This is a genomic window from Polynucleobacter sp. AP-Reno-20A-A9, assembly GCF_018882085.1.
Lineage (GTDB): Bacteria > Pseudomonadota > Gammaproteobacteria > Burkholderiales > Burkholderiaceae > Polynucleobacter.
Window position 1 is genome coordinate 91,351 of the sequence record NZ_JACVPB010000006.1, and the last position, 22,108, is coordinate 113,458.

Genomic DNA, 22,108 nt, shown 5'->3' on the forward strand with positions numbered 1-22,108 from the left:
AGAGACTGGGTCTAAGAAAATTTCTTAGAAAACCAAGCCGCTTACAAAGAGGCTGAATAATGAAATAAAGATGCTGGCAAAAAATGCGGTCCAGAAGCTGGAGATCGTAAAGCCGCTCACTAATGCAGAAACCAGCATCAATACCAAAGCATTAATCACTAGCAAGAAGAGTCCCATGGTTACTACCGTCAATGGCAACGTGAAAAGAATCAGCAAAGGCTTAACGATTGCATTGGCAAAGCCCAAGAGTAGGGCGGCAATTAATAATGAGCCACCATCCGCAAAGCGCAAGCCACTAAAAATATAACTGGCAACCCAAAGGGATAAAGATGTTAGGCCCCACTGGACTAGAAATAGCGTTAAGTTGCTCATAGATGATTCCTTTGCTTATGTTGTAAGGGGTTTATGCCTAATGACTATATTAGCAGTTGATTAATAGTGCGGGGGTATTTCATCTTGAGAGCTTGCAACACCGCCACCACTGCTACTGGCTTGTTCTTTAATTGCCTTTAATTCACGATACAGAAATTCGATTTGCTGTTGCTGTTTGTAGACGGTCTCATTGAGCTTCTCAATGAGGTCTTCTGTGAAGCTCAGTTTGATTTCTAAATTGGTGATGCGTTCTTCTGTCATATCTGACTTTCTATTCTGCGATAAGCTCAAAGCGCCCATCTTCCATTTCGGTTTTGGGCCTAATCCAAAAATCATGGGATTGCATAGATTCGTAAACGTAGGCTGGCTCGAGGGTTGCCTCTACGTTGGCCAAGAAAACCACTTTATAAAAACCACCGGTCTTGATGTGTCTCAATTTGCTGCCTGGCTTAAAGAGGCCATCGTCAGGGTCAGCCATTTTGGGTTTACTCATGTCAACAATGCACTTTCTCGGTATGATCTAGCGATGGCAAATTCCATCCCATACTCCATTCTAGATATATCTCCGATTCCCCAGGGTTTTACTGCGGCTGATGCACTTCGTAACTCCTTGGATGTGGCAAGGCATGCCGAAAAATGGGGCTATACCCGCTACTGGGTAGCGGAGCATCACAATATGACAGGCAATGCGAGTTCTGCAACTGCAGTCTTGATTGGCTATATCGCTGCTGGCACCTTCCATATTCGAGTGGGCTCTGGTGGTGTCATGCTGCCAAATCATGCTCCCTTGGTGATTGCTGAGCAATTTGGCACCCTAGAAGCTTTATATCCAGGAAGAATTGAGCTTGGCCTAGGTCGTGCACCCGGCACTGATCAAATGACTGCCAGGGCATTGCGTAGAGACTTATTGGGTAGCGATGATCGCTTCCCGCAGGATGTCCGTGAGTTACAGCATTATTTTGGCCCACTACAAGAAGGGCAGTCCGTAAAAGCGATACCGGGAATGGATACCAATGTTCCCATCTGGATTTTGGGTTCTAGTTTGTATGGCGCTCAGTTAGCCGCTCACTTTGGCTTGCCTTATGCCTTTGCTTCACACTTTGCACCAGAGCAACTCTTAGAAGCAATGAAGATTTATCGTGAGCTCTTTAAGTCATCGGTTCAACAAGCTAAACCCTATTCAGCATTCGTGATGAATGTAGTGGCGGCCGATACTGATGAAGAAGCTCAACATCTATTTACCACTCTGCAGCAGAATGTTGTCAGGATGCGGCGTAATACTCGCGGTCAATTACCACCCCCAATCGCTGACATGAATGAATTTTTTGAGCCTCATGAGCAAGCAGCAGCGGACTATACTCTGCAGGTCTCAGTTGTTGGTTCGTTAGAGACAGTGAAGAAGGGGATGCGACGTTGGTTAGATCTTACTGGCGCAAACGAAATGATCTTGACTGGGCAAATTTTTGATCACCAGGCTCGCCTCAGATCATTTGAGATAGCCGCACAGGCTGCTCAAAGTCTATAAGGCTGCTAAGTTGTAATCTGCGGTAATGAGTACTTGTTCTTTTGCAGCCTGTTTCACAAACCGCAATACTGCATTGTCTTTGCTAACTAGGTTGCAAGGCTTTGCAGTGTAAGCAAGGTCCAAAAAGACTTGATCATCCGGGTCTTGGCATGCCCAAGGTGCTTTAACCAAGCTTGTGTCGTCAAGTATTCTCGCCAAGCCTTGCCATTGCAGGCAAATTTTTTCTTGTTGTGCTTCGTCGAGCGCAAATAGGGGGCGGGCAATCACATCGGCAAATTCTTCTAAAGTACTTGGGGTTGCTAGGGCGTCTATCTTGCCATCAATCAATGCTTGTTTTAAATGAAGTGCCCTAAAGTCATTGAAGACAAAAAGATCTAGCAAGACATTAGTGTCGAAAACCACAACCTTCATTTCTAATGCCTATTGGTTGCTGCGCCAAATTTCGGGAGTAATGGTGACTTGTCCTTTATCGGAGGAAACATAGACCTCACCATCTTGAACGTTGATATGAATCACCATGCTGCGTTCCACCAACTTGTTCAGCTCTTCAGCCTGTTCTGCTGGAATAGAGACAACTTGTAAATTGCGAGCACGAGTTAGCTTATTGGCAATGCCGTCCCACCAGATCTTGCTGGTGTGTCCGCCATAGCAATAGACAATCACTTGATCGGCACGACCACAGGCTTTCAGAATACGGCGTTCGTCTGGTTGACCGATCTCAATCCACAACTTGATTGCATCAGTAAGATCTTTGATCCAAAGATCGGGTTCGTCGGTATCGCTCAAACCCTTTGTAAATACTAAGTCCTCATTTGCCTGCAATGCAAAGGCAATGATGCGGATCATCATCCGCTGCTCGGTCTCAGAAGGGTGCTTTGCAATAGTTAAAGAATGGCTGCCATAGTAGTGGCGGTCAGAATCTGCGACATGAAGGTCGACTTTGTGGATAGTTGCGCGTAGAGCCATAACGTATTATCGCCTTTATGAAGCAACTCCTGGCCCGAGTCAGCTTATAACCAGTATTATTTGGCTTGTGGCTCCTGATGAGCCTGGAAATGCCTCAAATTACTGTGTACCGTAAAACCCATGATCCGTATTACTGAATTACGCCTACCAATTGACCACGCTCCTGAAGCTTTGGAGAAGGCAATATTGAAGCGCCTCAATTTAGACGTGAAAGATTTAGTCCAATTTGAGGTCTTCAAGCGTAGCTATGACGCCCGAAAAAACGTTGCGCTCTCTTTTATCTATACGGTTGATTTATCTGTAAAAGATGAAGATGCTCTCCTAAAACAATTCTCTGGTGATATTCATGTAAAGCCATCCCCGGATACGAGATACCACTTTATAGCAAAAGCCCCTGAAACCATAGACTCTGGAAAAGCGCTGCGTCCAGTAGTCATTGGATTTGGCCCATGCGGTATTTTTGCCGCTTTGCTGTTAGCGCAAATGGGCTTTAAGCCGATTGTCCTTGAGCGCGGCAAAAAAGTTCGTGAACGCACTCAAGATACTTGGGGCTTATGGCGTAAGAATGTCTTAAATCCAGAATCCAACGTTCAATTTGGAGAGGGTGGGGCTGGTACGTTTTCAGATGGTAAGTTGTACAGTCAGATTAAAGACCCCAAGTTTTATGGGCGCAAGGTCATTCATGAATTTGTGAAAGCCGGCGCTCCCGCAGAAATTACCTATGTAGCTAAGCCGCATATCGGCACCTTCCGCTTGGTTGGCGTGGTGGAGAAGATGCGTCAAGAAATTATTGACTTAGGTGGTGAGATTCGGTTCTCGCAAAAGGTGATTGGCTTTGATATTGAGAATGAGCAAATTACCGGAGTCAAAATAGAAGGGCAGGCAGATCTAGCTGCTAACCATGTGATCTTGGCCCTTGGTCACAGTGCGCGCGATACATTTGAAGCCTTGCATCATGCTGGCGTCTTCATGGAGGCCAAACCTTTTTCTGTTGGCTTTCGGATAGAGCATCCCCAGTCCCTGATCGATAAAGCACGCTTGGGTCCTCATGCGGGCAATGAGTTAATTGGTGCGGCAGATTACAAATTAGTCCACCACGCCAAAAATGGCCGCTCGGTCTATAGCTTCTGTATGTGCCCGGGTGGGACTGTTGTAGCGGCTACCTCCGAGCCCAATCGTGTGGTTACTAATGGCATGAGTCAATATTCTCGCAACGAGCGCAATGCCAATGCGGGCATTGTTGTTGGTATTACTCCAGAAGATTACCCAGGTGGCCCATTAGCAGGCATTGAGTTTCAGCGTGCTATTGAATCAAAAGCTTTTGAATTGGGTGGCAGAACTTACGAAGCACCCGGCCAGCTCATTGGTGACTTCTTAGAGGGTAAGCCATCCACTCAGTTCGGTAGCGTCATGCCGTCTTATAAGCCTGGGGTTCATTTAACCGATCTGGCAGCAAGCTTGCCTGCCTATGCAATTGAAGCGATTCGCGAGGCGATTCCTGCTTTTGAGAAGCAAATCAAAGGCTTCTCTATGAAAGATGCAGTCTTAACTGGCGTAGAGACTCGCACCTCTTCCCCTTTACGAATTACTCGAGGCGCTAACTATCAGAGCCTGAACATCAAAGGCCTATATCCGGCAGGTGAGGGCGCAGGCTATGCCGGTGGAATTTTATCTGCTGGTGTTGATGGGATTAAAGTAGCAGAAGCAGTGGCCCTAGACTATTTGTCAAAGTAAACATCACATAAGAACCCCATGAATTCTTCAGTAACTCATTCATCGACCGAAGAAAAAGAGGTTCTGTTTCATCCGGAGTTGTTGAAAAAGTTTGATATTAATGGGCCGCGCTATACCTCTTACCCAAGTGCAGATCGTTTTCATGGTGACTTTTCTGAGTCTGATTATCTAGGAGCGCTAGAGCGGGTAGCCAAAGCGAATGAGCCGCTTTCCTTATATTTTCATTTGCCGTTTTGCCCCAATATTTGCTATTACTGTGGTTGCAACAAGATCATCACCAAGGATCATGGACGGAGCGCCAAATATATTAAGTACCTCGCCAAAGAAATGGCTATGGTTACTAAGACCATGGGCGCCCAGAATAAAATTCCAGTAACGCAATTGCATTGGGGTGGTGGCACCCCCACTTTTCTATCTCATGAAGAGATGATCGAGTTGATGCAGCACACTCGCGAGCATTTTGAGTTGTTGCCTGGTGGCGAGTATTCGATTGAGATTGATCCGCGCCGCGTTACTGAGCAAGACATTGCACTCTTGGCTGAATTGGGCTTTAACCGCATTAGCTTAGGTGTCCAGGATTTCAACTTGGCAGTTCAAGAGGTAGTTCATCGCGTGCAAACGATTGAAGAGACCCAGGCTGTCATGGATTGGTCTAGAAAGTATGGATTTAAATCCAGAAGCGTGGATTTGATCTATGGACTACCAAAGCAAACGCCGGAGACTTTTAAAGAAACAGTCGATGCGGTATTGGCAATGAGCCCTGATCGCCTTTCTGTTTATAACTATGCACACCTGCCACATATTTTTAAGCCGCAACGCCGTATTGCTGAGGCTGATTTACCGGCGGCGGCTGATAAGCTGGATATCCTGTCTAACACCATTGCGCGTTTAGGTGAGGCTGGTTACGTCTTTATTGGTATGGACCATTTTGCTAGACCAGATGATGAATTGGCCATCGCCCAAAAAGAAGGCAATCTTCATCGCAATTTTCAGGGTTACTCCACGCAGGCGGAATGTGATCTCTTGGCTTTTGGAATTTCTTCTATTGGCAAGGTAGATGATTGCTACTCCCAGAATGTTCGTACTCTGGATGAATATTACGAGGCGCTAGATAACGGGCACTTACCAGTACTTAGAGGTTTGCGCCTTGATAAAGATGATCTTCTGCGCCGCGAGTTAATTGGTGAGTTGATGTGTCAATTTGCTTTAGATACCAAAACATTCGCGACATCGCATCAAATTGATTTCTCGAATTACTTTAAAGTGGAGATAGAGGAGCTCAAGGGCCTGGAAGAGGCCGGTCTTTTAGACTGGGAGGGCGAGAGCATCGTGGTTCCTACTAAGGGCCGTCTCCTGGCTAGAAGAGTAGCTATGACTTTTGATCGACACCTCAGAGAATCTCAAGCTAAAGGGACCTATTCCAAGGTTCTGTAAGGGTAAGTCAGAGGTAATTTGATCTAGATCAAATAAGCCCAAAAACTCTGTTGCTTTTTAACCAATAAAAAATCTCCAGTCTCAGTCAATTTGATTTACATCAAATTGCACTCCCTTCATCAATTCGAAAATGATTTCATCGAAATTGATAATAAAAAGGGAAACCATCATGCGTATTAAGTCACTCGTAGCAGCAATGGCTACAGTAGCATTCTTAGCCCCAGTCGCGGCTCAAGCTCAAGCGGAAGAAAATCCATGGATGTTGCGTGTCCGCGCGGTAGATTTACTCTGGCAGAATGGTCAATCACAAACAGTTCAGGACTTAAACGTTAAAGCTAAAAATCAAGTGATTCCTGAGCTTGATGTCTCTTACTTTTTTACTAAAAATATTGCAGCCGAGTTGGTATTAACATGGCCACAACAGGTCAACATTACTGCTGGACAGGGTAATACCAATATTGGCAAAGTAACTGCGTTGCCACCATCATTATTGGCTCAATACCACTTTACAGACTTAGGTGCATTTAAGCCTTACGTTGGCGCTGGCGTGAACTACACAATCTTTGGTAATCGCGCCAACTTCCCCGCTTTGGGTAATGCAGTTCAGGTTGACCAAAGCAGCTTAGGCTTTGTTGGTCAGGTTGGTATGGATTACATGTTTGATAAAAACTGGGGTCTGAACTTGGATCTGAAATATGCCATGATCAGTACCAATGTAACAACCGTTCAGGGCGGTACGAACCTCGGTAAGTTGACATTGAATCCATGGATGCCAGCTGTTGGCGTGACTTACAAGTTCTAAGAATTCAGTTTTTAGGTCTTGAAATGGGGCTCCCGAGGGGCCCTATTTTTTTGTCTTGAGTTTACCGAACCAAGTCGTCAATCAGTTTTTCAAATGCAGCTTCGTTCAAAGTGGAGTTATCAAATCGATGCAATGAGAGATGGCTTGGCGGTTCAGTCCTACGCTTAGCGTATTGTTCCCAGTGAGCAAACTTCCATTCATCTCTTGGGTCAGCCCTTTTCTCCATCCGTCTTTTGGCCTCAAGCTCCTCTAGATCAATCCAGGCAACCTGAATCATAGTTTGCGGTGGAATGCCTAGCTCTTGAGCATTAAACATTCTGCCGCTCTGAATCTCTTTTGAGAATGGCCCAACCAAAATGACATTTACCCCTAAAAGTAAATTCTCCCTAGCGATATCAATCAGCCCTTGGTATTCCCAATCTCGCAGGTTCTCAAGGTAATAGGGGCTGTCACGGTCATTCGGGTTCTGGGTAGTGAGCTCCATCACGTGGGCACTAAAGCCGCCATACACGGTGTCTTTATCTAAAAAGAAAAAATCTTCTCCAGTTTTCTCAATGATCAGAGGTAAAGCCTTTTTGGCTAAAGTCGACTTTCCAGTGCCGGCATGCCCTGCAAAGAGGATGAGGCGGGGTGCTGAGGGGGTAAGTTTGCAGATCATATATAGCTAGTCTCGCAGAAATTAGTGGAAATATCTCCTCTTTTGGGGAAGTGACGATAATGTCGCCATGGCCTTAATCGTACTCACTGATGCAAAACTGGCTTTTGGCCACGTTGACCTCCTCGCAAACACCGCTTTTTCACTGGAATCCGGTGAACGTGTTGGCTTAATTGGCCGCAATGGCACGGGCAAATCTTCCTTGTTGAAGATATTGGCTGGTATAGAAAAGCTGGATGATGGGCTCCTGCAATATCAGCAGGGCCTCAGAATTGCTTATGTTCCCCAAGAGCCTATATTTGAGGCGGAAGAGACTATCTTCGAAGCCGTTTCCAAAGGGGTTGCTCAAGCAAAAGCCTTACGTGAAGAATACGAGGCTCTCAGCGTAGGTGAGTGGGATGATGCCTCCCATGATCGCCTTGACGAAGTGCAATCGCAATTAGAGGCTTTGAGTGGTTGGAATTGGGAGCAACGCGTTCATGAAACTTTGGACCGCTTGCACTTAGAGGCCGATCTCAAAATCAATACACTTTCAGGCGGTACTAAGAAACGGGTTGCCTTAGCACGTGCTTTAGTTGAGATGCCTGACGTGCTTCTGCTTGATGAGCCAACCAACCATTTGGATTTAGATTCGATCGCGTGGCTAGAAGAGCTCCTTAAAGAGTATCAAGGCTCAGTGATTTTGATTACCCATGATCGCGCCTTCTTGGATAACGTCTGCACCCAGATTGTCGAGCTTGATCGCGGCATTCTACGCAGCTACCCCGGTAACTTTACTCAATATGAAGTATTAAAAGAGCAAGAGTTGAACTCTGAATCTTTAGCTAATGCACGTGCCGATAAATTATTGGCGCAAGAAGAGGTTTGGATTCGTAAAGGGGTTGAGGCGCGCCGCACCCGAAGCGTTGCCAGAATTGCACGCTTAGAAAAATTACGCAGTAGCCGTGCTGAACGCCGAGATGCGATGGGGCAGGTGAAGTTAGCTGTTTCTGCTGGAGACCGTAGCGGCAAGATTGTGGCTGATCTTCAGAATGTCAGCAAAACTTACGATCGTCCGATTGTGAAAGATTTCACAGCAACGATTTTACGCGGCGATAAAGTTGGTTTACTTGGCCCTAATGGTGCCGGTAAGACAACTCTACTGAAGTTAATTTTAGGAACGATTGCGCCTGACTCCGGCACTGCAACTATGGGTACACGCATTGAAGTAGCTTACTTTGACCAAATGCGCGAAGGTTTAGATCTCAACGCTTCGCTGGAGGATTACATTAGTCCTGGTAGTGAGTGGATTGAAATCAATGGCAATAAAAAGCACGTTAAGAGCTATCTGAGTGATTTCTTATTTGCGCCTGAGAGAACCAATTCTCCAGTAAGTACTTTGTCAGGCGGTGAGCGTAATCGTCTATTGCTCGCACGTCTATTTGCGCGGCCTGCAAACGTCTTAGTTTTGGATGAGCCAACTAACGACTTGGATATAGATACTTTGGATTTGCTAGAGCAACTTTTGCAAGACTATAAGGGTACGGTGTTCTTGGTAAGTCATGATCGTTACTTCTTGGATAACGTCGTCACCAGCATTATTGCTAACGAAGGTGATGGCTTCTGGCGTGAATACGAAGGGGGTTACGAAGATTGGAAAATCCAAAAAGCCCGCTCAGACAAAATTCGCGCTGCCAATGGAAATGCCAATGCCAACTCAAAGGCTGTAGAAAAAGTTGAAGCCAAAGCAGAGACAAAGGTAGAGGTTAGGACGGAAGCTAAGCCAGTAGCCAAAAGCGGAGTTCAAAAACTTAATGGTAAGGAGCGCCAAGAGCTCGAGGTTTTGCCTTTGCAAATCGAGACATTGGAAACAGAGCAGGCCGACATTGGCATTGCAATGAGCAACCCCGACCTCTACAAAAATGAACCGGAGTTAGCAGCTAGCATGCAAGCTCGCCTCAGTGAAATTACTGCGGACTTAGATCAAAAACTACAACGCTGGGAACAGCTTTTGAGCCGTTCAGAGTCTTAGCGTTATAGCCTATCGCGCGGTAAACGAGCGCGCAACTGGGCGATCTCATCAAGCAGGTCTAGCGCCAAGGCAACCCCAGGCGCATTCAGCTCAAGATCATGGGTGAGATGTGCTGCGGTTTTTGCTCTTCTCAATGAGTCGCCACTAAAGCGCCAATCTTGAGGTGATGAGCCTGCCGGGCTTAAAACACCTTCAGACACCCAAGTCATGATGAGATCTTCTGGTGTGCGTGATGCATGAGAAAGTTCAACAATCGTCATGTGCACTTCATTCTCTACAACGGCACCTTCAATCCAAGTGATATTGGTTTGTGTCATATTCATCATCCCTTCAAGTGAGATCTAGGATTGAAATCAAAAGCCTTTTCAAATGTTTGATAGGCTTCCTTTTGTGATTCTGTATTAGCAGGTGGCAGTGCAATAGAAGGTACCGCATAGAGATCCCCAGGCTCTGCACTTGGAATGCCTTTGCCTTTGAGACGCATCTTGCGACCGGCAACAGTTCCTGCAGGGATCTTTAATTCCAAAGTGCTGCCTGCCGGAGTGGGTACGTTGACAGTGGTGCCTAAGCTAGCCTCCCAGGGAGCCAGTGGAATATCGATGAAGACATCTTTGCCTTCTACGCGATAAATTGCGTGGGGATGAAATTCAATTTCGAGATAGAGGTCACCAGCAGGGCCCTCGCCAACACCAGGACCACCTTGTCCAGAGAGGCGTAAATTTTGGCCGGCCTTAATGCCTTTGGGAATGCTGACATCTAACTTGCGCTCTTGGGCGCTGACATGACCACTCGCATCTTGCACGGGCATGTGCAATGCAATAGTGCGCTTAGCTCCGTTATACGCATCGGCAAGATCAATCAAAATTTTGGCATGATGATCTTGGCCTTTGAAATTCATACCCTGGCGGCTATTGCCACCACGACCACCTTGGCGATGTTTGCCTCTTCCGAAAAGGGATTCAAAGAACTCGCTTTGATCACCTTCAAAACCACCACCATATCCTGGATGTCCACCGCTAAAGCCGTCATTAGAATACTCAAAGCCTTCGTTCCAATTTGGGGGAGGGGTAAAGTCTTGGCCGTTTTTCCAGTTCTCACCAAAGCGATCGTAAGCTGCGCGTTTCTCAGTGTCCTTTAAAACGGCATACGCTTCGCCGATTTGCTTGAACTGCTCTTCAGCGCCAGCTTCTTTATTTACATCTGGATGGTGCTTGCGCGCCATTTTGCGATAGGCTGATTTAATTTCAGCTTCAGTAGCACCGCGAGCAACACCAAGCGTTTCGTAGTAGTCCCTAAATTTCATAAGCCTGTTTCAGTTCGGTTTCTGTCTAGGTTGAGCTAATAGGGTCAATTCTACAGTTGTCTTAGCTCATTACCCCAATTTGCCAGGGAACAAATTCATAATCTCCTAAGCCAAGAAGCTCGCTTTTGGAGGCCTCCCCCGAGGCGGTACGCAGAAACAACTCAAATATCCGTTGCCCCATTTCCTGAACCGAGACGGTGCCGTCCAAAATCTCCCCGCAATTAATATCCATGTCTTCCGTAAGGCGCTGATACATCGGGGTGTTCGTGGCTAGTTTGATGCAGGGTGCAGGCTTAGAGCCAAACATAGATCCACGGCCGGTAGTGAAGGCGATCAGATTGGCTCCTCCAGCGATCTGGCCGGTGGCGGATACTGGATCAAATCCTGGGGTATCCATAAATACAAAGCCTTTAGTGCTCACTGGCTCTGCATACTTATAGACTTCCATTAATGGTCCTGTGCCGCCCTTCATTGAGGATCCTAAGGATTTCTCAAAGATATTGGCTAAACCACCAATTTGATTGCCAGGACTCACTTGCCCGTTAATCTGGACATCTCTACCAACGGAGTATTCGTCTTTCCACCAGCGAATGCGTTTAATGAGTTTTTCGCCCACTACTTGACTAACAGCGCGGCGGGTGAGTGTATGCTCAACGCCATAGATCTCTGGTGTCTCGGAAAGAATTCCGGTGCCGCCATGACGGGACAAAATATCAATCGCAGCACCTAAGGCTGGGTTAGCGGTGATAGAAGAAAAACCATCTGATCCACCACATTGCAAACCAACAGTTAGGTGACTTGCGGACACTGTTTCCCGTTTTGCTTGATTAGCCGCAGGTAGAAGTGCTTTGACAGCTTCGATACCAGCCTCAATAGTTTTGCGCGTGCCGCCCGATTCTTGCATGATGAAGGTGTGCAGAGTATTTCCTTCGGCTAGGTCCTCTTGCTCCATCAGGCCTTTGAGTTGATTGCGCTCGCAACCAAGACCCACGATTAGAGCTGCCGCTAGGTTAGGGTGACGAGCATATCCAGCCATAGTACGGCGAAGCAGTTGCATCGGCTCACCACTCATTTCCATGCCGCAGCCGATGTCATGACTAAACGCCACGACACCATCTACATTAGGGAAATCTTTCAATCTTTCTGGGGTGAACCAATCTGCAATTTTGTTCACAACAGTTGCTGAACAGTTTACTGTCGATAAGATGCCGATGAAATTACGCGTTCCTACTTTTCCATTGGGTCTGACATAACCCTGAAAGGTTGCACGTTGATCTTCAGGTAATAATTGAGTCGGCTTATATTCGCTGGCATAAGCATAGTCACGATCAAACTCACGAAACTCAGTATTGTGGCTATGTACCATCGTGCCGGGTTCAATGTCGGTATTAGCAAAACCTACGGTCACGTTGTATTTGAGAATTGGCTCGCCCTTAAGGATCTTTTTGGTGGCAATCTTGTAGCCAGCGGGCACTTGACTGCGGCTTGTAAAGTTCTCACTAGGAACTTCGGCGCCAATTCCAACATCAACCCGTGCGACCACAATATTGTCATTAGGGTGCAGACGAATAATAGGTCCAGCTAGTTTTTTTTCAGAGATTTCAATCATGATTTTCTTTCGATTCAATAGTTTAATTATTCAGCAGTTGCGCCAGATTTCTTAACGATAGGGGCCCACTTAGCCACTTCGGACTTAATGTAGTCACTCAAATAGTTTGGTGTACTGGTGACCACTTCAAAGCCCTTGCCATTGATTTGCGCTTTGATTTCTGGATTGTTCAGCACACTGATGAGTTGTGCATTAAGTTTGTCGACAATCGCTTTTGGTGTTCGTGCTGGTGCGACGATTGCGTATACAAGCTCAACTTCAAATTTAGGAAGGTACTCTGAGATCGCCGGAATTTCTGGGGCACTTGGAGAGCGTTTAAGGCTGGTAATCCCTAGGGGGATCAATTTTCCAGAGCGCACATAGGGTAAAGCTGCAGGAGTACCGACAAGTGCAGTTTCAATTTGACCACCAAGTACATCGGTTAGTGCTGGTGCGGCACCTTTATAAGGGACATGCAGAATATCGGTTCCCGCTTGGGTATTAAATAGCTCCCCACCCAAGTGAAGTGGTGTGCCGGCACCTGATGAGGCAAAGCTCACTTTATTGGGGTTGGCTTTCGCATAGGCAATGAGTTCTGGAATTGTTTTGAAAGGTGCTGAGGGGTTAGCGACAAATAAAAGTGATGAAGACGCGACTAAGCTTACCGGAGCAAAATCTTTAACGAGGTTGTAGTTTAGTTTTTTGTAAAGCGTTTCATTAATGGCTTGGGTGCCTACCATCATCAGAAAGAGGGTGTATCCATCCGGCTTGGAATTGGCCACATACTCAGCGGCAAGATTAGCGCCTGCACCTGGTTTGTTTTCAATAATGATAGGTTGACCAAGATTTTCGCCAAGCTTGGGAGTAAAGCCTCTAGCCAAAACATCAGAAGGACCACCCGCAGCAAATGGAACAATTAGCTTGATGGGTTGTGCAGGATAGCTCTGCGCCTGTATGTTGTTGGTAAAGCCCATGCTAACTAGCGATAATGCTATAAAGATTTTTCTCATGTAATGTTCTCCGTATTCTTATTGTTTAATCTTATTTAAATGTTGTGTAAAAAAATGAAAATCACTCAGGCATCCATCTTCCCGCTTTCAATCCCGCTTATTGAGCCAATCAAGATGGCTAAAGAAGTGATTGTGGATGCCAAAACCGTATTGCTTTGTCTCACTGATGAAGAGGGTTGCCAGGGCTGGGGTGAGGCATCTGTCGCACCCCTCATGACTGGTGAGACTCTCGAAAGCCTGTTGGCGAGCGTAAAGTATTTAGTAGAAAAAGCGCATGCAATTAAGTGGAGCGATCCTAAGAATTTTTCTAAGGTGTTTGATGCAATTTTGTATGGGAATCCATCCGCTAAGTCTTGTTTGGAAATGGCATTACTCGATCTATATACACAGAAAAATTCGATCGCGTTATGGAAATATTTACGCTCATTTTCTGTAGGCGTCGCTTCACCAGAAGTAACCGAAATTCCCTTGCTGCGAATGCTTGGCGGTTCGCTAGAAAAAGAAATTGCTGACGCTAAATCATTTCGAGAGTCGGGATTTAAGCATTGGAAAATTAAGATTGGTTCTTTATCGGTAGAAGAGGATTTGCATCGCGTCAAAGTGCTCTCAGATTTGTTAGAGGGCGATGTTATCTCGGTGGACGCTAACGGCGCCATGTCATTGGAGGAGGCCGTACAGTTTTGTATTTCAAAAGATGCGAGCAAACTGTCCTTCGCGGAACAGCTTATTAACGCAGATTCTGCAATGGCTGATTTCGTGTTACTGAAGCAACGATCCCCAATTCCAATTGGCTTAGATGAATCCATCCATGGCGCAGATGAGATAGAGGAATTTATGAAGGCTAAGGCCCTTGATGGCGCTAGTCTAAAACTCATTAAAACCGGCGGCGTACTGGCGGCCTGCAAAAGCGCACAAACCCTAAGGGCAAATAAGCTAAAGCTCAACTTAGCCTGCAAAGTAGCAGAAACATCTCTAGCTGGAGCTGCAACAGCATCCATCGGTTTTGCAATAGGAGATGTACCTTGGGGATTTAGCATGTCAAATCAATATCTGCGCTTTGATATCTGCGATCGCCCATTAACGGCAACGCGTGGCCATCTTGATGTCGCTCAATTGAACTCTGTTGGTGTCGGGATTACCCCCAACCTCGATCGCGTGAAGGATGCTGTGGCTCAAGGTTTCTCAATCACTCAATATTAAGAACGTCAAAGGCAGCCTTCAACCTACGGGAGTAGGAGTCGGAAACGCTTTTGATTTCTTCCGGTGTCCACTTTCTGAATCCCTCCCCAGCTTTCATACCTGTTTTTCCATCGGCCATGAGTTGAACTACTTTCGGAGGTAGGGCAGTGATATTGGAAAGCGATGGATAAATTTCCTTAGCGGCATTCGCCATTCCATCCCAGCCTGAAATTTCCTTCTGTGTCATTGGGCCTACAGCGGCATAACGGAAGCCAAAGCTATACCTAACGGCATCATCAATATCGGCTGGCGTAGCAATTCCTTCTTGTACGAGCGAGAGAGCTTCTCTCATCAAGGCATGTTGAATGCGGTTCGCTAAAAATCCAGGAATATCCTTCTTCACGAGGACAGGCTTCTTTTCGATAGCTCTATAAAGCTCGCAAGCTTGCTCCGCATATTTGATTTCTGTCTTTTGTCCCATGACAATTTCAACTAGAGGGACAACTTCTGCAGGCATGAAGTAGTGCGCGCCCATCATACGGTTTGCTGTTTTGAGTCCTTCTGCAATTTTGCTAATAGGGAAGCCTGAACTATTGCTACCAATAGGAATATCGGCCGGTACCACTTGATCAAGGTATTGAAAAACCTTTTGCTTTAGCTCTAAGTTCTCGGCAACAGTCTCAATGACCCAGGAGAATTGGTTCCAGTCTTGCCAATCCTCTAGGACCCCAATGAATTGCTGCTTCTTAATGTCAGCTTCATCTTTAGTGGCGTTGTCTCCAACCATACCAATTTTCTTTGCAAGACTGATGGCTTTGTCCAAGCAGGTATCGGCCTTGTCTTTTGTTCTACCCAATATGACTACGGGTATGTTTTGTGCAATGAAGCCAGCGGCAATGCCAGCGCCCATAATTCCGGTTCCAATAACGGCTACAGATTTCATATTTTTAAACCTATTCGGTTAAGTTATAAACGGCTTAAATTAGTTTTGATCAATAAGGACTTAAGGTTATCATTATTTGTGGTTTAATTGTTTAATAATAAAACTTACTTATCCGTATAACTTACCCCAGGAGACTCTTTATGACGATGCATAACCCTTTTCAGCCCGTTGAGAAAATTAAAACGGAAGTGTTTTCAACTATGCCGGAGAAATTTCGCAAGAAATCCCGTACAGGCTGGTCTGACCCAAATCGTCAAGGTGCAGAAGTAGAGTGCTTTTTAGAGGGGCCATCATTCGATCGTGAAGGCAATTTGTGGTTTGTCGATATTCCCTTTGGCCGTATTTTCCGCATTGACACCAAGGGCGAGTGGGAATTGATTACCCAATATGATGGTTGGCCAAACGGCATGAAGTTTCATAAAGATGGCCGCGCTTTTATTTGTGACTATAAAGCAGGCTTGCTAGCACTAGATCCAAAAACTGGAAAAATTGAAACTATCTTGGGATCAATGTATAGCGAAAACTTTAAAGGTTTGAACGATCTACACTTTGCCTCTAATGGCGATTTGTATTTCACAGATCAAGGTCAGACCGGTATTGCTGACCCAACGGGTCGCGTATTTAGGTTGCGTGCGAATGGTCAATTGGATCGTTTGGCACTTAATGTACCAAGCCCAAATGGCATTACTTTGAACACTCAAGAAAAGCATGTATTCGTAGCAGCCACTAGATCGCAACAAATCTGGAGATTGCCTTTGATGGCTGACGGCTCTGTATCGAAGACAGGTGTAGCGATACAGTTAACAGGTGGTGTTGCGGGTCCAGATGGTATTGAAATGGACTCAGAAAATGGCTTGTTGGTATGCCACCTCGGTATTGGAATCTGGAGATTTGATAACAATATGTTGCCAACCCACTTGATCTATTCTGAGAACCCACATCACCATCATTTGGCTAACATGTGTTTTGGTGGAGCAGACGGAAAAGATCTCTACATTACTGAGTCTTTATCTGGCGATATTCTTAAAGCACGCCTGCCAGTCGCTGGTAAAAAAATGTTTGGACTTTCTTAAATTGAGTGAACGATCACCGTTATATAAGTCTCTAGCAAAAACACTAGAGCAGCGTATTTATAACGGTGATTGGCCCGTGGGATCTGTCTTGCCTGCCGAGGCGGATCTTTGTCGGGATTTTCAGTCTAGTCGGCATACATTGCGGCATGCGTTACAAATTCTAGAGGCTAATGGCCTTATTTATCGCCATCAAGGCGCGCCTACAAAGGTTGTGTCTAGACAGCGCTTACGTCGTTTCACCCAAAGCTATAACTCTCCAATCGATATCCTGAGCTATTCACGTGACACCTATCGTCAAAACATAGTCGAAGAATTTATTGAGCTAGATAAGTCTCTAAGTCAGATTGTTGGGGCCCCGATCGGATCTTCTTGGTATCACATCGGTGGAATTCGAAAGCGTCAACAGGCAGAGGAAGTTATTGCTTGGACGGATATTTACATATTGCCCCAGTTTGCTTCGTTGACAAAAGATCCAGAACATACTCAGGTTATGGTGTACGAGCAGATTGAGCAAAAATATGGCGCCCGTATCGAGAGAGCTGAAGTGGATGTATATGCCTCTCAGGTGTCGCCAGAGATTGCGGAAAAACTCCGCATCAAGCCTGAGACTGCATGTCTGGTCATTATTCGCCGCTATTTTGATGATCAGGATAAGCTATTCGAAGTTACGGTAACGCATCATCCGGAGAATAAATATGTTTACAGCATGGAATTTAAAGCGAGCTCAGAGGCTTAAATCACAATGAACTATTTATCGATAACAGATGCCGAACGATTTATCTCAAGCGCATTGCAAGCAGAGAAAGTTCCTACAGGTGATGCAGACATCATTGCCAGCCTCATGGTGCAGTCTGATCTCGTTGGCGCTGATGGACATGGTATTTTCCGTTTGCCCGCCTATTTAAAAAGAATTCGGGCTGGCGGCGTTAATTTGCATCCTAATATTCATATTGAGCGCGAACAGGGAGCAACCGCACTAATCAATGGCGACAATGCCTTAGGGCATTTGGTGATGAATAGAGCCGTAGATCTTGCTATCGAAAAGGTGAAGCAGCACAGCGTATGTTGGATTGGCAGTCACTACGGCAATCATTCAGGCGCAGCTTCAGTATATGTTCGCAAGTTAGCGGAGCAGGGTTATATCGGTATTTATATGGCTGTTGGTAATGCAAATCATATGGCGCCATGGGGTGGCATTGACTTATTGTTATCAACTAATCCAATTGCGATTGCGGTGCCAGCAGGCGATGGTCCTACAGTACTTTTGGATATTGCAACTACTGTAGCAGCCTACGGCAAAGTAAAAGTAGCCGCTCAAAAGGGAGAGTCCATTCCAGACGATTGGATGATTGATCGTCAGGGTAAGCCAATTACCGACCCTAAAAAATCTGCCGAGGGATCTTTGTTACCCATTGGTGGTTATAAGGGTTATGGGTTGGCGGTCATGATTGGCTTGCTTGCAGGCGCACTTAACAATGCAGCAGTTGGCAAAGGAACAATAGATTTCAATGCGCATCATGACTTAGTTACTAACACGGGGCAAACCATTATTGCGGTCGATCCAAGTGCATTTGGAAACACGGAAGAGTTTATTAACAGAGTAATTACTTTAGTGAACGATTTGAAAAATTCATCAACATTGCCTGGCGTTAAAGAAATTCGTGTGCCAGGTGAGGGTGCGGCAAAAACGAGTGCAGAGAGAATTAAATACGGCATCCCAGTCTCGCCTGAGTTGCTAGAAGCATTGAATACCTGCGCTCAGGAATGCGGTATCCCTGCTTTAACGTTTTAAATAAATACTAAATTACTGGAGGAGACATATGTTTAAAAAATTAATAAAAAACATAGTAATAGGTGCGGTAGTTGTTCCGGCGGTTGTTCCAGTATTTGCGGGGGCGGCATGGGCTGCCTACCCTGATAAACCCATCAAGATGATGATTGGCTACGCCCCAGGAAGCTCTACTGATATTGTCGGCAGGATGATCGCCAATGATCTCAGCCTTGCCTTAAAGCAGCCCATCATTGTTGAGAATCGCGGTGGCGCAGCAGGAAGCTTGGCAGCAGATGCGGTTGCAAAAAGTGCCCCTGATGGCTATACCATCTTGTTCGCACAAAATGGTTTAGCAATTAACGTTGCAGCAAATCCAAAACTCCCGTTCAATGGCCAAAAAGATTTGTTGCCAGTTGTTGGTGTGGCAGCAACCCCTCACATCCTGATTGTGAATAACAACTCACCAGCGAAGAGTGTTGCAGATTTAATGGCAATGCTTAAAGCCGAGCCGGGTAAATTGAGTTTTGGCTCCTCAGGAATTGGTAATTCTGATCATATGGCTGGTGAATTATTTTTAGCCACTACTGGATTGCAAGCGATTCATATTCCGTATAAAGGTGGTTCACCTGCTGCAACAGACTTAGTAGGCGGGCAAATTGATTTTTACTTTGCTGGTATGCCTGTTGGCTTGCCTTTATATAAAGGCGAAAAAGTTAGAGCCTTGGCTGTTACCAGTAAAAATCGTTTCGGTGGCGCTCCTGAGTTAGTAACGATTCAAGAGGCGGGGGTTAAAGGTTACGAGATGGCATTGTGGCAGGGAGTATTTGTGCCTGCCAAAACACCCCAAGCAATCATCAAGGAGTTAAATAACTCCATTTTGAAGATCTTAGAAACCCCTGAGATGAAGGACCGTTTTCAAAAGGCTGGGGTCCAAATTGCCCCAATGAATACTCAACAATTCTCAGACCTGTATTTCTCAGACATTGCTCGCTGGAAAATTGTGATTGAGAAGGCCAAAATTAAGTTAGATTAACGCTGGCCCTTCAGAAATACGCTAAGCGCTGAGGTCAAATACCAAGACTTCGGCGCTTTTTCCATGAGAGAGTGCCAATTGGTTTTCCTCTTGCATTAAGAGGGCATCACCGCTATTTAAAACGTGGCCGTTTACATCAAGTGAGCCACGTATGAGGTGAACGTAGAATTTTCTATTGGGATCTAATGCTAGTTCGAATGATTGATCCCCATTAAAGAGTCCAGCATATACCTTGGCATCGGCATGAATCTTGACGGCCCCATCACTTCCGGAGGGTGAGGCAATGATGCGCAGCTTTCCAGTTTTTTCGATTGCAGGAATGGTTTTTTGTTCGTAACCCGGCTCAATTTCTAATACATTAGGCTCAATCCAGATTTGCAAAAAATGGGTAGTTTCATCTTTGGCGTGATTAAACTCGCTATGGGTTACGCCACTACCTGCACTCATGCGCTGGACATCCCCAGGCGGAATTCCTTTGATATTGCCCATGCTATCTTCATGTGCCAACTCTCCAGATAGTACATAGCTAATAATTTCCATATTGCGATGGCCGTGCTTGCCAAAGCCCATTCCTGCGGCCACGCGATCCTCATTAATGACGCGCAAATTTCCCCAGCCCATAAAACGGGGGTCGTGATAGCCGGCAAATGAAAAAGAGTGAAAGCTTTTTAGCCAGCCATGGTCAGCATAGCCACGGTCTTGGGATTTTCTAAGATTTATCATGTTTTAAGGGGTGTTAAAGGGCTGGTTGAAAGAATCAGAATAAGCCTATTATCATTAGCTTTAATGATATTTGCCGATCGGTAGCGCATGGGAAGCTTTAAACAAGATCTTCAGGAAACATATTTAGGGCTTACTGAGAGCGCTCGGGAGAAATGGGATGACTTTACCCAGTTTCTGCAGGAGGCTTGGCCGCTCCTCATTCTTTTGCTGACAATACTCATGGGGATCTGGTGGTATGCGGATCCACCGCCTCCAAGACATGTCCTCATGGCCACTGGATCATCAGGCAGCTCATATGAAGCCCTTGGTAAAAAGTATGTAGAGTTTTTTAAAGAAAAGGGCATTACTCTAGAACTTGTACCTACTTTGGGGGCGCAGGAAAATATTGATCGTTTGGCTGATCGTGACGATCCCGTACAAGCCGCCTTTGTTCAGGCCGGGGTTGATCATGCCAAAGAGGTGACCGGTATTCAGTCTCTGGGCGCAATCGCCTACGATCCAATTTGGTTCTTTTATCGAGGCCCTGAGATAAAGGCGAGTGATTTTGAGGCGGTTGGCGGCGGCCTTAAATACTTTTCTGGCAAAAGGATTTCTGCTGGAATTGAGGGCAGCGGCACATACGCCCAGGCAAGCAAAATACTGAAGGCGTCAGGCTATGAAAAGGGAATGCAAATTCTCAATCTTGCTGGACATGATGCAGTGAAAGCGCTGCAGGCAGGCGAAATAGATGGAGCCTTTATCGTGGATTCCTACGAGGCGCCCAATGTACAAGCATTGCTAAACGACACGTCCTTGCATTTAGTCACGTTTAAACGTGCCGCTGCCTATGCCAAATTAATACCTTATCTGAGTATTTTAGATGTCCCCCAAGGATCTTTTAATTTGCCGCGTAACTTCCCGCCATTTGATATGAAGCTATTGGCTACTACGACAAATCTTCTGATTGATGACCGCATGCATCCGGCAATTCAATTTCTATTTTTAGAGGCTGCTAGAGAAATTAATGGTAAAGAATCTTTCTTCGCTGAGCGCGGAGAGTTTCCATCGTTCAAGGATTCAATGCTGCCGGAAAGCCCTGTTGCAATTCATTATGAGAAAAATAATTACCCCTTACTAGTGACCTATTTCCCTTTTTGGGTTGCAGAGCTTATTAATCGCCTCATTTTTGTATTGCTACCTTTCTGTGTTTTGGGTTACCCGCTTTTGCAGGCGCTGCCAGGATATCGCGCTAAGCGAATGCAAAATAAGATCAACCGTTTATACGGCTCCCTGAAATCTTTGGAGCAAGAATTGCTGAATGGTTTTGATGATCAACAGCGTGATGAGTATCTGAAGAGACTCAATTTGCTTGAGTATCAAGCCTTAAAGATTAAGGTTTCTAAGCGCCTATCGAGTGACTACTATGCCTTGCGAGCTAGTATTGATTACGTCCGCAATTGTTTGAATAGGGGCGTACACCCCTATCAATTTGATGAGGGTGTTGATCCTGACCTATAGCGGCTTTATTCGTTCTCCCCATGCCTGCTGGGGTATTTAAATGAAGCGTAACGAACAACAGCATTAGCTAGGGCCAAAATGAGAATGGTGATTCCCATAAAGAGGATAGCCATATCGGCCTCATGCTTGGTATTCACTAAGTCAATGATTAGGCGAGTCACTGCAGTTATCGCTACATAGATCAAAAAGCGGACTGGCATGTGATTGGTCTTGAAATAAATGCCGACCATGGCGCCAATTTCTAAATAGATAAACAGCAAGAGCAGATCTTCAATTGAAGCCGATCCTTTATTGACCATTCCCAGAAATGCAACAGCCGCAGACCAAACTGTTGCAGCACCGATTCCAAATAGCGCAATCCGATGAAATAAAGAGACAAACAAATTTCCAATTGGGACGGTCCATCTTTCAATGGCATCCTCTAATTTTGATGCGTCCTTTGGTGAAGTAGGGGTCATGTTCATTAAGCCTCCGAGTTTTTAATCTGTT

At 45.7% G+C, this 22,108-nt stretch carries 24 protein-coding genes; 11 read left to right on the forward strand and 13 right to left on the reverse strand.

What is annotated here, in order from left to right; translation table 11 throughout:
- Positions 1–24: 24 nt before the first annotated feature.
- The 3 genes from ICN39_RS07165 to ICN39_RS07175 are packed head-to-tail and all read right to left on the reverse strand — an operon-like array spanning position 25 to position 865.
- On the reverse strand, positions 25–372 hold the full coding sequence (locus ICN39_RS07165) for a phage holin family protein (RefSeq protein ID WP_216233369.1): 348 nt from the start codon (positions 370–372) through the stop codon (positions 25–27).
- Between the two features lie 60 nt (positions 373–432).
- Positions 433–633 (reverse strand): SlyX family protein, encoded by a 201-nt coding sequence (locus ICN39_RS07170; RefSeq protein WP_216233370.1) that lies wholly within the window; start codon positions 631–633, stop codon positions 433–435.
- Positions 634–643: 10 nt separating this feature from the next.
- A complete protein-coding gene (locus ICN39_RS07175) occupies positions 644–865 on the reverse strand; it encodes a hypothetical protein (protein ID WP_216233371.1) in 222 nt (73 codons plus the stop codon).
- 33 nt (positions 866–898) lie between these two features.
- Between ICN39_RS07175 and ICN39_RS07180 the strand changes: the two genes are divergently transcribed.
- Positions 899–1,897, forward strand: a complete 999-nt coding sequence (locus ICN39_RS07180; protein ID WP_216233372.1) for an LLM class flavin-dependent oxidoreductase — start codon at positions 899–901, stop codon at positions 1,895–1,897.
- Here ICN39_RS07180 and ICN39_RS07185 read toward each other — a convergent pair.
- A complete protein-coding gene (locus ICN39_RS07185) occupies positions 1,892–2,308 on the reverse strand; it encodes a putative toxin-antitoxin system toxin component, PIN family (protein WP_216233373.1) in 417 nt (138 codons plus the stop codon). The two genes, ICN39_RS07180 and ICN39_RS07185, sit on opposite strands and share 6 nt — an antisense overlap.
- A 9-nt stretch (positions 2,309–2,317) precedes the next feature.
- Complete coding sequence (locus tag ICN39_RS07190; RefSeq protein WP_216233374.1) at positions 2,318–2,863, reverse strand: YaeQ family protein; 546 nt, start codon at positions 2,861–2,863, stop codon at positions 2,318–2,320.
- A 120-nt stretch (positions 2,864–2,983) separates the two neighbouring features.
- On the opposite strand from ICN39_RS07190, the gene ICN39_RS07195 reads away from it, so the two are divergent.
- The 3 genes from ICN39_RS07195 (at position 2,984) to ICN39_RS07205 (ending at position 6,833) form a co-directional block, all read left to right on the forward strand.
- The gene (locus tag ICN39_RS07195) at positions 2,984–4,597 is read left to right on the forward strand and encodes an NAD(P)/FAD-dependent oxidoreductase (protein ID WP_216233375.1); all 1,614 of its coding nucleotides are present in this window, start codon (positions 2,984–2,986) and stop codon (positions 4,595–4,597) included.
- Between the two features lie 18 nt (positions 4,598–4,615).
- Positions 4,616–6,031: an oxygen-independent coproporphyrinogen III oxidase gene (hemN, locus tag ICN39_RS07200; protein ID WP_216233376.1), complete on the forward strand. Its 1,416-nt coding sequence runs from the start codon at positions 4,616–4,618 to the stop codon at positions 6,029–6,031.
- A gap of 169 nt (positions 6,032–6,200) precedes the next feature.
- Positions 6,201–6,833: an OmpW family protein gene (locus tag ICN39_RS07205; protein WP_216233377.1), complete on the forward strand. Its 633-nt coding sequence runs from the start codon at positions 6,201–6,203 to the stop codon at positions 6,831–6,833.
- Between the two features lie 61 nt (positions 6,834–6,894).
- Here the strand turns inward: ICN39_RS07205 and ICN39_RS07210 are convergent, their stop codons facing one another.
- Positions 6,895–7,491: an AAA family ATPase gene (locus ICN39_RS07210; RefSeq protein WP_216233378.1), complete on the reverse strand. Its 597-nt coding sequence runs from the start codon at positions 7,489–7,491 to the stop codon at positions 6,895–6,897.
- A gap of 67 nt (positions 7,492–7,558) precedes the next feature.
- Here ICN39_RS07210 and ICN39_RS07215 point away from each other — a divergent pair, with 67 nt between their 5' ends.
- Positions 7,559–9,499 (forward strand): ATP-binding cassette domain-containing protein, encoded by a 1,941-nt coding sequence (locus ICN39_RS07215; protein WP_216233379.1) that lies wholly within the window; start codon positions 7,559–7,561, stop codon positions 9,497–9,499.
- A gap of 2 nt (positions 9,500–9,501) precedes the next feature.
- Here ICN39_RS07215 and ICN39_RS07220 read toward each other — a convergent pair whose 3' ends face one another.
- From ICN39_RS07220 to ICN39_RS07235, 4 genes are all read right to left on the reverse strand, one after another.
- Positions 9,502–9,816, reverse strand: coding sequence for a chaperone modulator CbpM (locus ICN39_RS07220; RefSeq protein ID WP_216233380.1), 315 nt, complete (start codon positions 9,814–9,816; stop codon positions 9,502–9,504).
- Between the two features lie 5 nt (positions 9,817–9,821).
- Positions 9,822–10,802: a DnaJ C-terminal domain-containing protein gene (locus ICN39_RS07225; RefSeq protein ID WP_216233381.1), complete on the reverse strand. Its 981-nt coding sequence runs from the start codon at positions 10,800–10,802 to the stop codon at positions 9,822–9,824.
- A gap of 61 nt (positions 10,803–10,863) precedes the next feature.
- Positions 10,864–12,411: a UxaA family hydrolase gene (locus ICN39_RS07230; RefSeq protein ID WP_216233382.1), complete on the reverse strand. Its 1,548-nt coding sequence runs from the start codon at positions 12,409–12,411 to the stop codon at positions 10,864–10,866.
- A 26-nt stretch (positions 12,412–12,437) separates the two neighbouring features.
- Positions 12,438–13,400 (reverse strand): tripartite tricarboxylate transporter substrate binding protein, encoded by a 963-nt coding sequence (locus tag ICN39_RS07235; protein WP_216233383.1) that lies wholly within the window; start codon positions 13,398–13,400, stop codon positions 12,438–12,440.
- 54 nt (positions 13,401–13,454) lie between these two features.
- Between ICN39_RS07235 and ICN39_RS07240 the strand changes: the two genes are divergently transcribed.
- Positions 13,455–14,600: a mandelate racemase/muconate lactonizing enzyme family protein gene (locus tag ICN39_RS07240; protein ID WP_216233384.1), complete on the forward strand. Its 1,146-nt coding sequence runs from the start codon at positions 13,455–13,457 to the stop codon at positions 14,598–14,600.
- On the opposite strand, the gene ICN39_RS07245 is transcribed toward ICN39_RS07240, so the two are convergent.
- Complete coding sequence (locus ICN39_RS07245) at positions 14,587–15,522, reverse strand: 3-hydroxyacyl-CoA dehydrogenase family protein (protein ID WP_216233385.1); 936 nt, start codon at positions 15,520–15,522, stop codon at positions 14,587–14,589. The genes ICN39_RS07240 and ICN39_RS07245 overlap by 14 nt on opposite strands.
- 140 nt (positions 15,523–15,662) lie before the next feature.
- Here ICN39_RS07245 and ICN39_RS07250 point away from each other — a divergent pair, with 140 nt between their 5' ends.
- The 4 genes from ICN39_RS07250 to ICN39_RS07265 are packed head-to-tail and all read left to right on the forward strand — an operon-like array spanning position 15,663 to position 19,399.
- Positions 15,663–16,595, forward strand: a complete 933-nt coding sequence (locus tag ICN39_RS07250; RefSeq protein WP_072583457.1) for an SMP-30/gluconolactonase/LRE family protein — start codon at positions 15,663–15,665, stop codon at positions 16,593–16,595.
- A 1-nt stretch (position 16,596) separates the two neighbouring features.
- Positions 16,597–17,331: a GntR family transcriptional regulator gene (locus tag ICN39_RS07255; RefSeq protein WP_216233386.1), complete on the forward strand. Its 735-nt coding sequence runs from the start codon at positions 16,597–16,599 to the stop codon at positions 17,329–17,331.
- Positions 17,332–17,337: 6 nt separating this feature from the next.
- Positions 17,338–18,387 (forward strand): Ldh family oxidoreductase, encoded by a 1,050-nt coding sequence (locus ICN39_RS07260; RefSeq protein WP_216233387.1) that lies wholly within the window; start codon positions 17,338–17,340, stop codon positions 18,385–18,387.
- A gap of 28 nt (positions 18,388–18,415) precedes the next feature.
- Positions 18,416–19,399 carry a tripartite tricarboxylate transporter substrate binding protein gene (locus ICN39_RS07265; protein ID WP_216233388.1) on the forward strand — a complete coding sequence of 328 codons (984 nt, stop codon included), beginning with the start codon at positions 18,416–18,418 and terminating at the stop codon, positions 19,397–19,399.
- 21 nt (positions 19,400–19,420) lie between these two features.
- Here the strand turns inward: ICN39_RS07265 and ICN39_RS07270 are convergent, their stop codons facing one another.
- Complete coding sequence (locus ICN39_RS07270; protein WP_216233389.1) at positions 19,421–20,122, reverse strand: pirin family protein; 702 nt, start codon at positions 20,120–20,122, stop codon at positions 19,421–19,423.
- Positions 20,123–20,209: 87 nt separating this feature from the next.
- Here ICN39_RS07270 and ICN39_RS07275 point away from each other — a divergent pair, with 87 nt between their 5' ends.
- Complete coding sequence (locus tag ICN39_RS07275) at positions 20,210–21,619, forward strand: TAXI family TRAP transporter solute-binding subunit (protein ID WP_216233390.1); 1,410 nt, start codon at positions 20,210–20,212, stop codon at positions 21,617–21,619.
- A gap of 5 nt (positions 21,620–21,624) precedes the next feature.
- Here ICN39_RS07275 and ICN39_RS07280 read toward each other — a convergent pair whose 3' ends face one another.
- On the reverse strand, positions 21,625–22,083 hold the full coding sequence (locus ICN39_RS07280; protein WP_216233391.1) for a phosphate-starvation-inducible protein PsiE: 459 nt from the start codon (positions 22,081–22,083) through the stop codon (positions 21,625–21,627).
- Between the last annotated feature and the right edge of the window lie 25 nt (positions 22,084–22,108).

Coding starts and splice junctions, on each gene's coding strand:
- ICN39_RS07165 (WP_216233369.1), bottom strand. CDS start 372: ATGAGCAACTTAACGCTATTTCTAGTCCAGTGGGGCCTAACATCTTTA.
- ICN39_RS07170 (WP_216233370.1), bottom strand. CDS start 633: ATGACAGAAGAACGCATCACCAATTTAGAAATCAAACTGAGCTTCACA.
- ICN39_RS07175 (WP_216233371.1), bottom strand. CDS start 865: ATGAGTAAACCCAAAATGGCTGACCCTGACGATGGCCTCTTTAAGCCA.
- ICN39_RS07180 (WP_216233372.1), top strand. CDS start 899: ATGGCAAATTCCATCCCATACTCCATTCTAGATATATCTCCGATTCCC.
- ICN39_RS07185 (WP_216233373.1), bottom strand. CDS start 2,308: ATGAAGGTTGTGGTTTTCGACACTAATGTCTTGCTAGATCTTTTTGTC.
- ICN39_RS07190 (WP_216233374.1), bottom strand. CDS start 2,863: ATGGCTCTACGCGCAACTATCCACAAAGTCGACCTTCATGTCGCAGAT.
- ICN39_RS07195 (WP_216233375.1), top strand. CDS start 2,984: ATGATCCGTATTACTGAATTACGCCTACCAATTGACCACGCTCCTGAA.
- hemN (WP_216233376.1), top strand. CDS start 4,616: ATGAATTCTTCAGTAACTCATTCATCGACCGAAGAAAAAGAGGTTCTG.
- ICN39_RS07205 (WP_216233377.1), top strand. CDS start 6,201: ATGCGTATTAAGTCACTCGTAGCAGCAATGGCTACAGTAGCATTCTTA.
- ICN39_RS07210 (WP_216233378.1), bottom strand. CDS start 7,491: ATGATCTGCAAACTTACCCCCTCAGCACCCCGCCTCATCCTCTTTGCA.
- ICN39_RS07215 (WP_216233379.1), top strand. CDS start 7,559: ATGGCCTTAATCGTACTCACTGATGCAAAACTGGCTTTTGGCCACGTT.
- ICN39_RS07220 (WP_216233380.1), bottom strand. CDS start 9,816: ATGACACAAACCAATATCACTTGGATTGAAGGTGCCGTTGTAGAGAAT.
- ICN39_RS07225 (WP_216233381.1), bottom strand. CDS start 10,802: ATGAAATTTAGGGACTACTACGAAACGCTTGGTGTTGCTCGCGGTGCT.
- ICN39_RS07230 (WP_216233382.1), bottom strand. CDS start 12,411: ATGATTGAAATCTCTGAAAAAAAACTAGCTGGACCTATTATTCGTCTG.
- ICN39_RS07235 (WP_216233383.1), bottom strand. CDS start 13,400: ATGAGAAAAATCTTTATAGCATTATCGCTAGTTAGCATGGGCTTTACC.
- ICN39_RS07240 (WP_216233384.1), top strand. CDS start 13,455: ATGAAAATCACTCAGGCATCCATCTTCCCGCTTTCAATCCCGCTTATT.
- ICN39_RS07245 (WP_216233385.1), bottom strand. CDS start 15,522: ATGAAATCTGTAGCCGTTATTGGAACCGGAATTATGGGCGCTGGCATT.
- ICN39_RS07250 (WP_072583457.1), top strand. CDS start 15,663: ATGACGATGCATAACCCTTTTCAGCCCGTTGAGAAAATTAAAACGGAA.
- ICN39_RS07260 (WP_216233387.1), top strand. CDS start 17,338: ATGAACTATTTATCGATAACAGATGCCGAACGATTTATCTCAAGCGCA.
- ICN39_RS07265 (WP_216233388.1), top strand. CDS start 18,416: ATGTTTAAAAAATTAATAAAAAACATAGTAATAGGTGCGGTAGTTGTT.
- ICN39_RS07270 (WP_216233389.1), bottom strand. CDS start 20,122: ATGATAAATCTTAGAAAATCCCAAGACCGTGGCTATGCTGACCATGGC.
- ICN39_RS07275 (WP_216233390.1), top strand. CDS start 20,210: ATGGGAAGCTTTAAACAAGATCTTCAGGAAACATATTTAGGGCTTACT.
- ICN39_RS07280 (WP_216233391.1), bottom strand. CDS start 22,083: ATGAACATGACCCCTACTTCACCAAAGGACGCATCAAAATTAGAGGAT.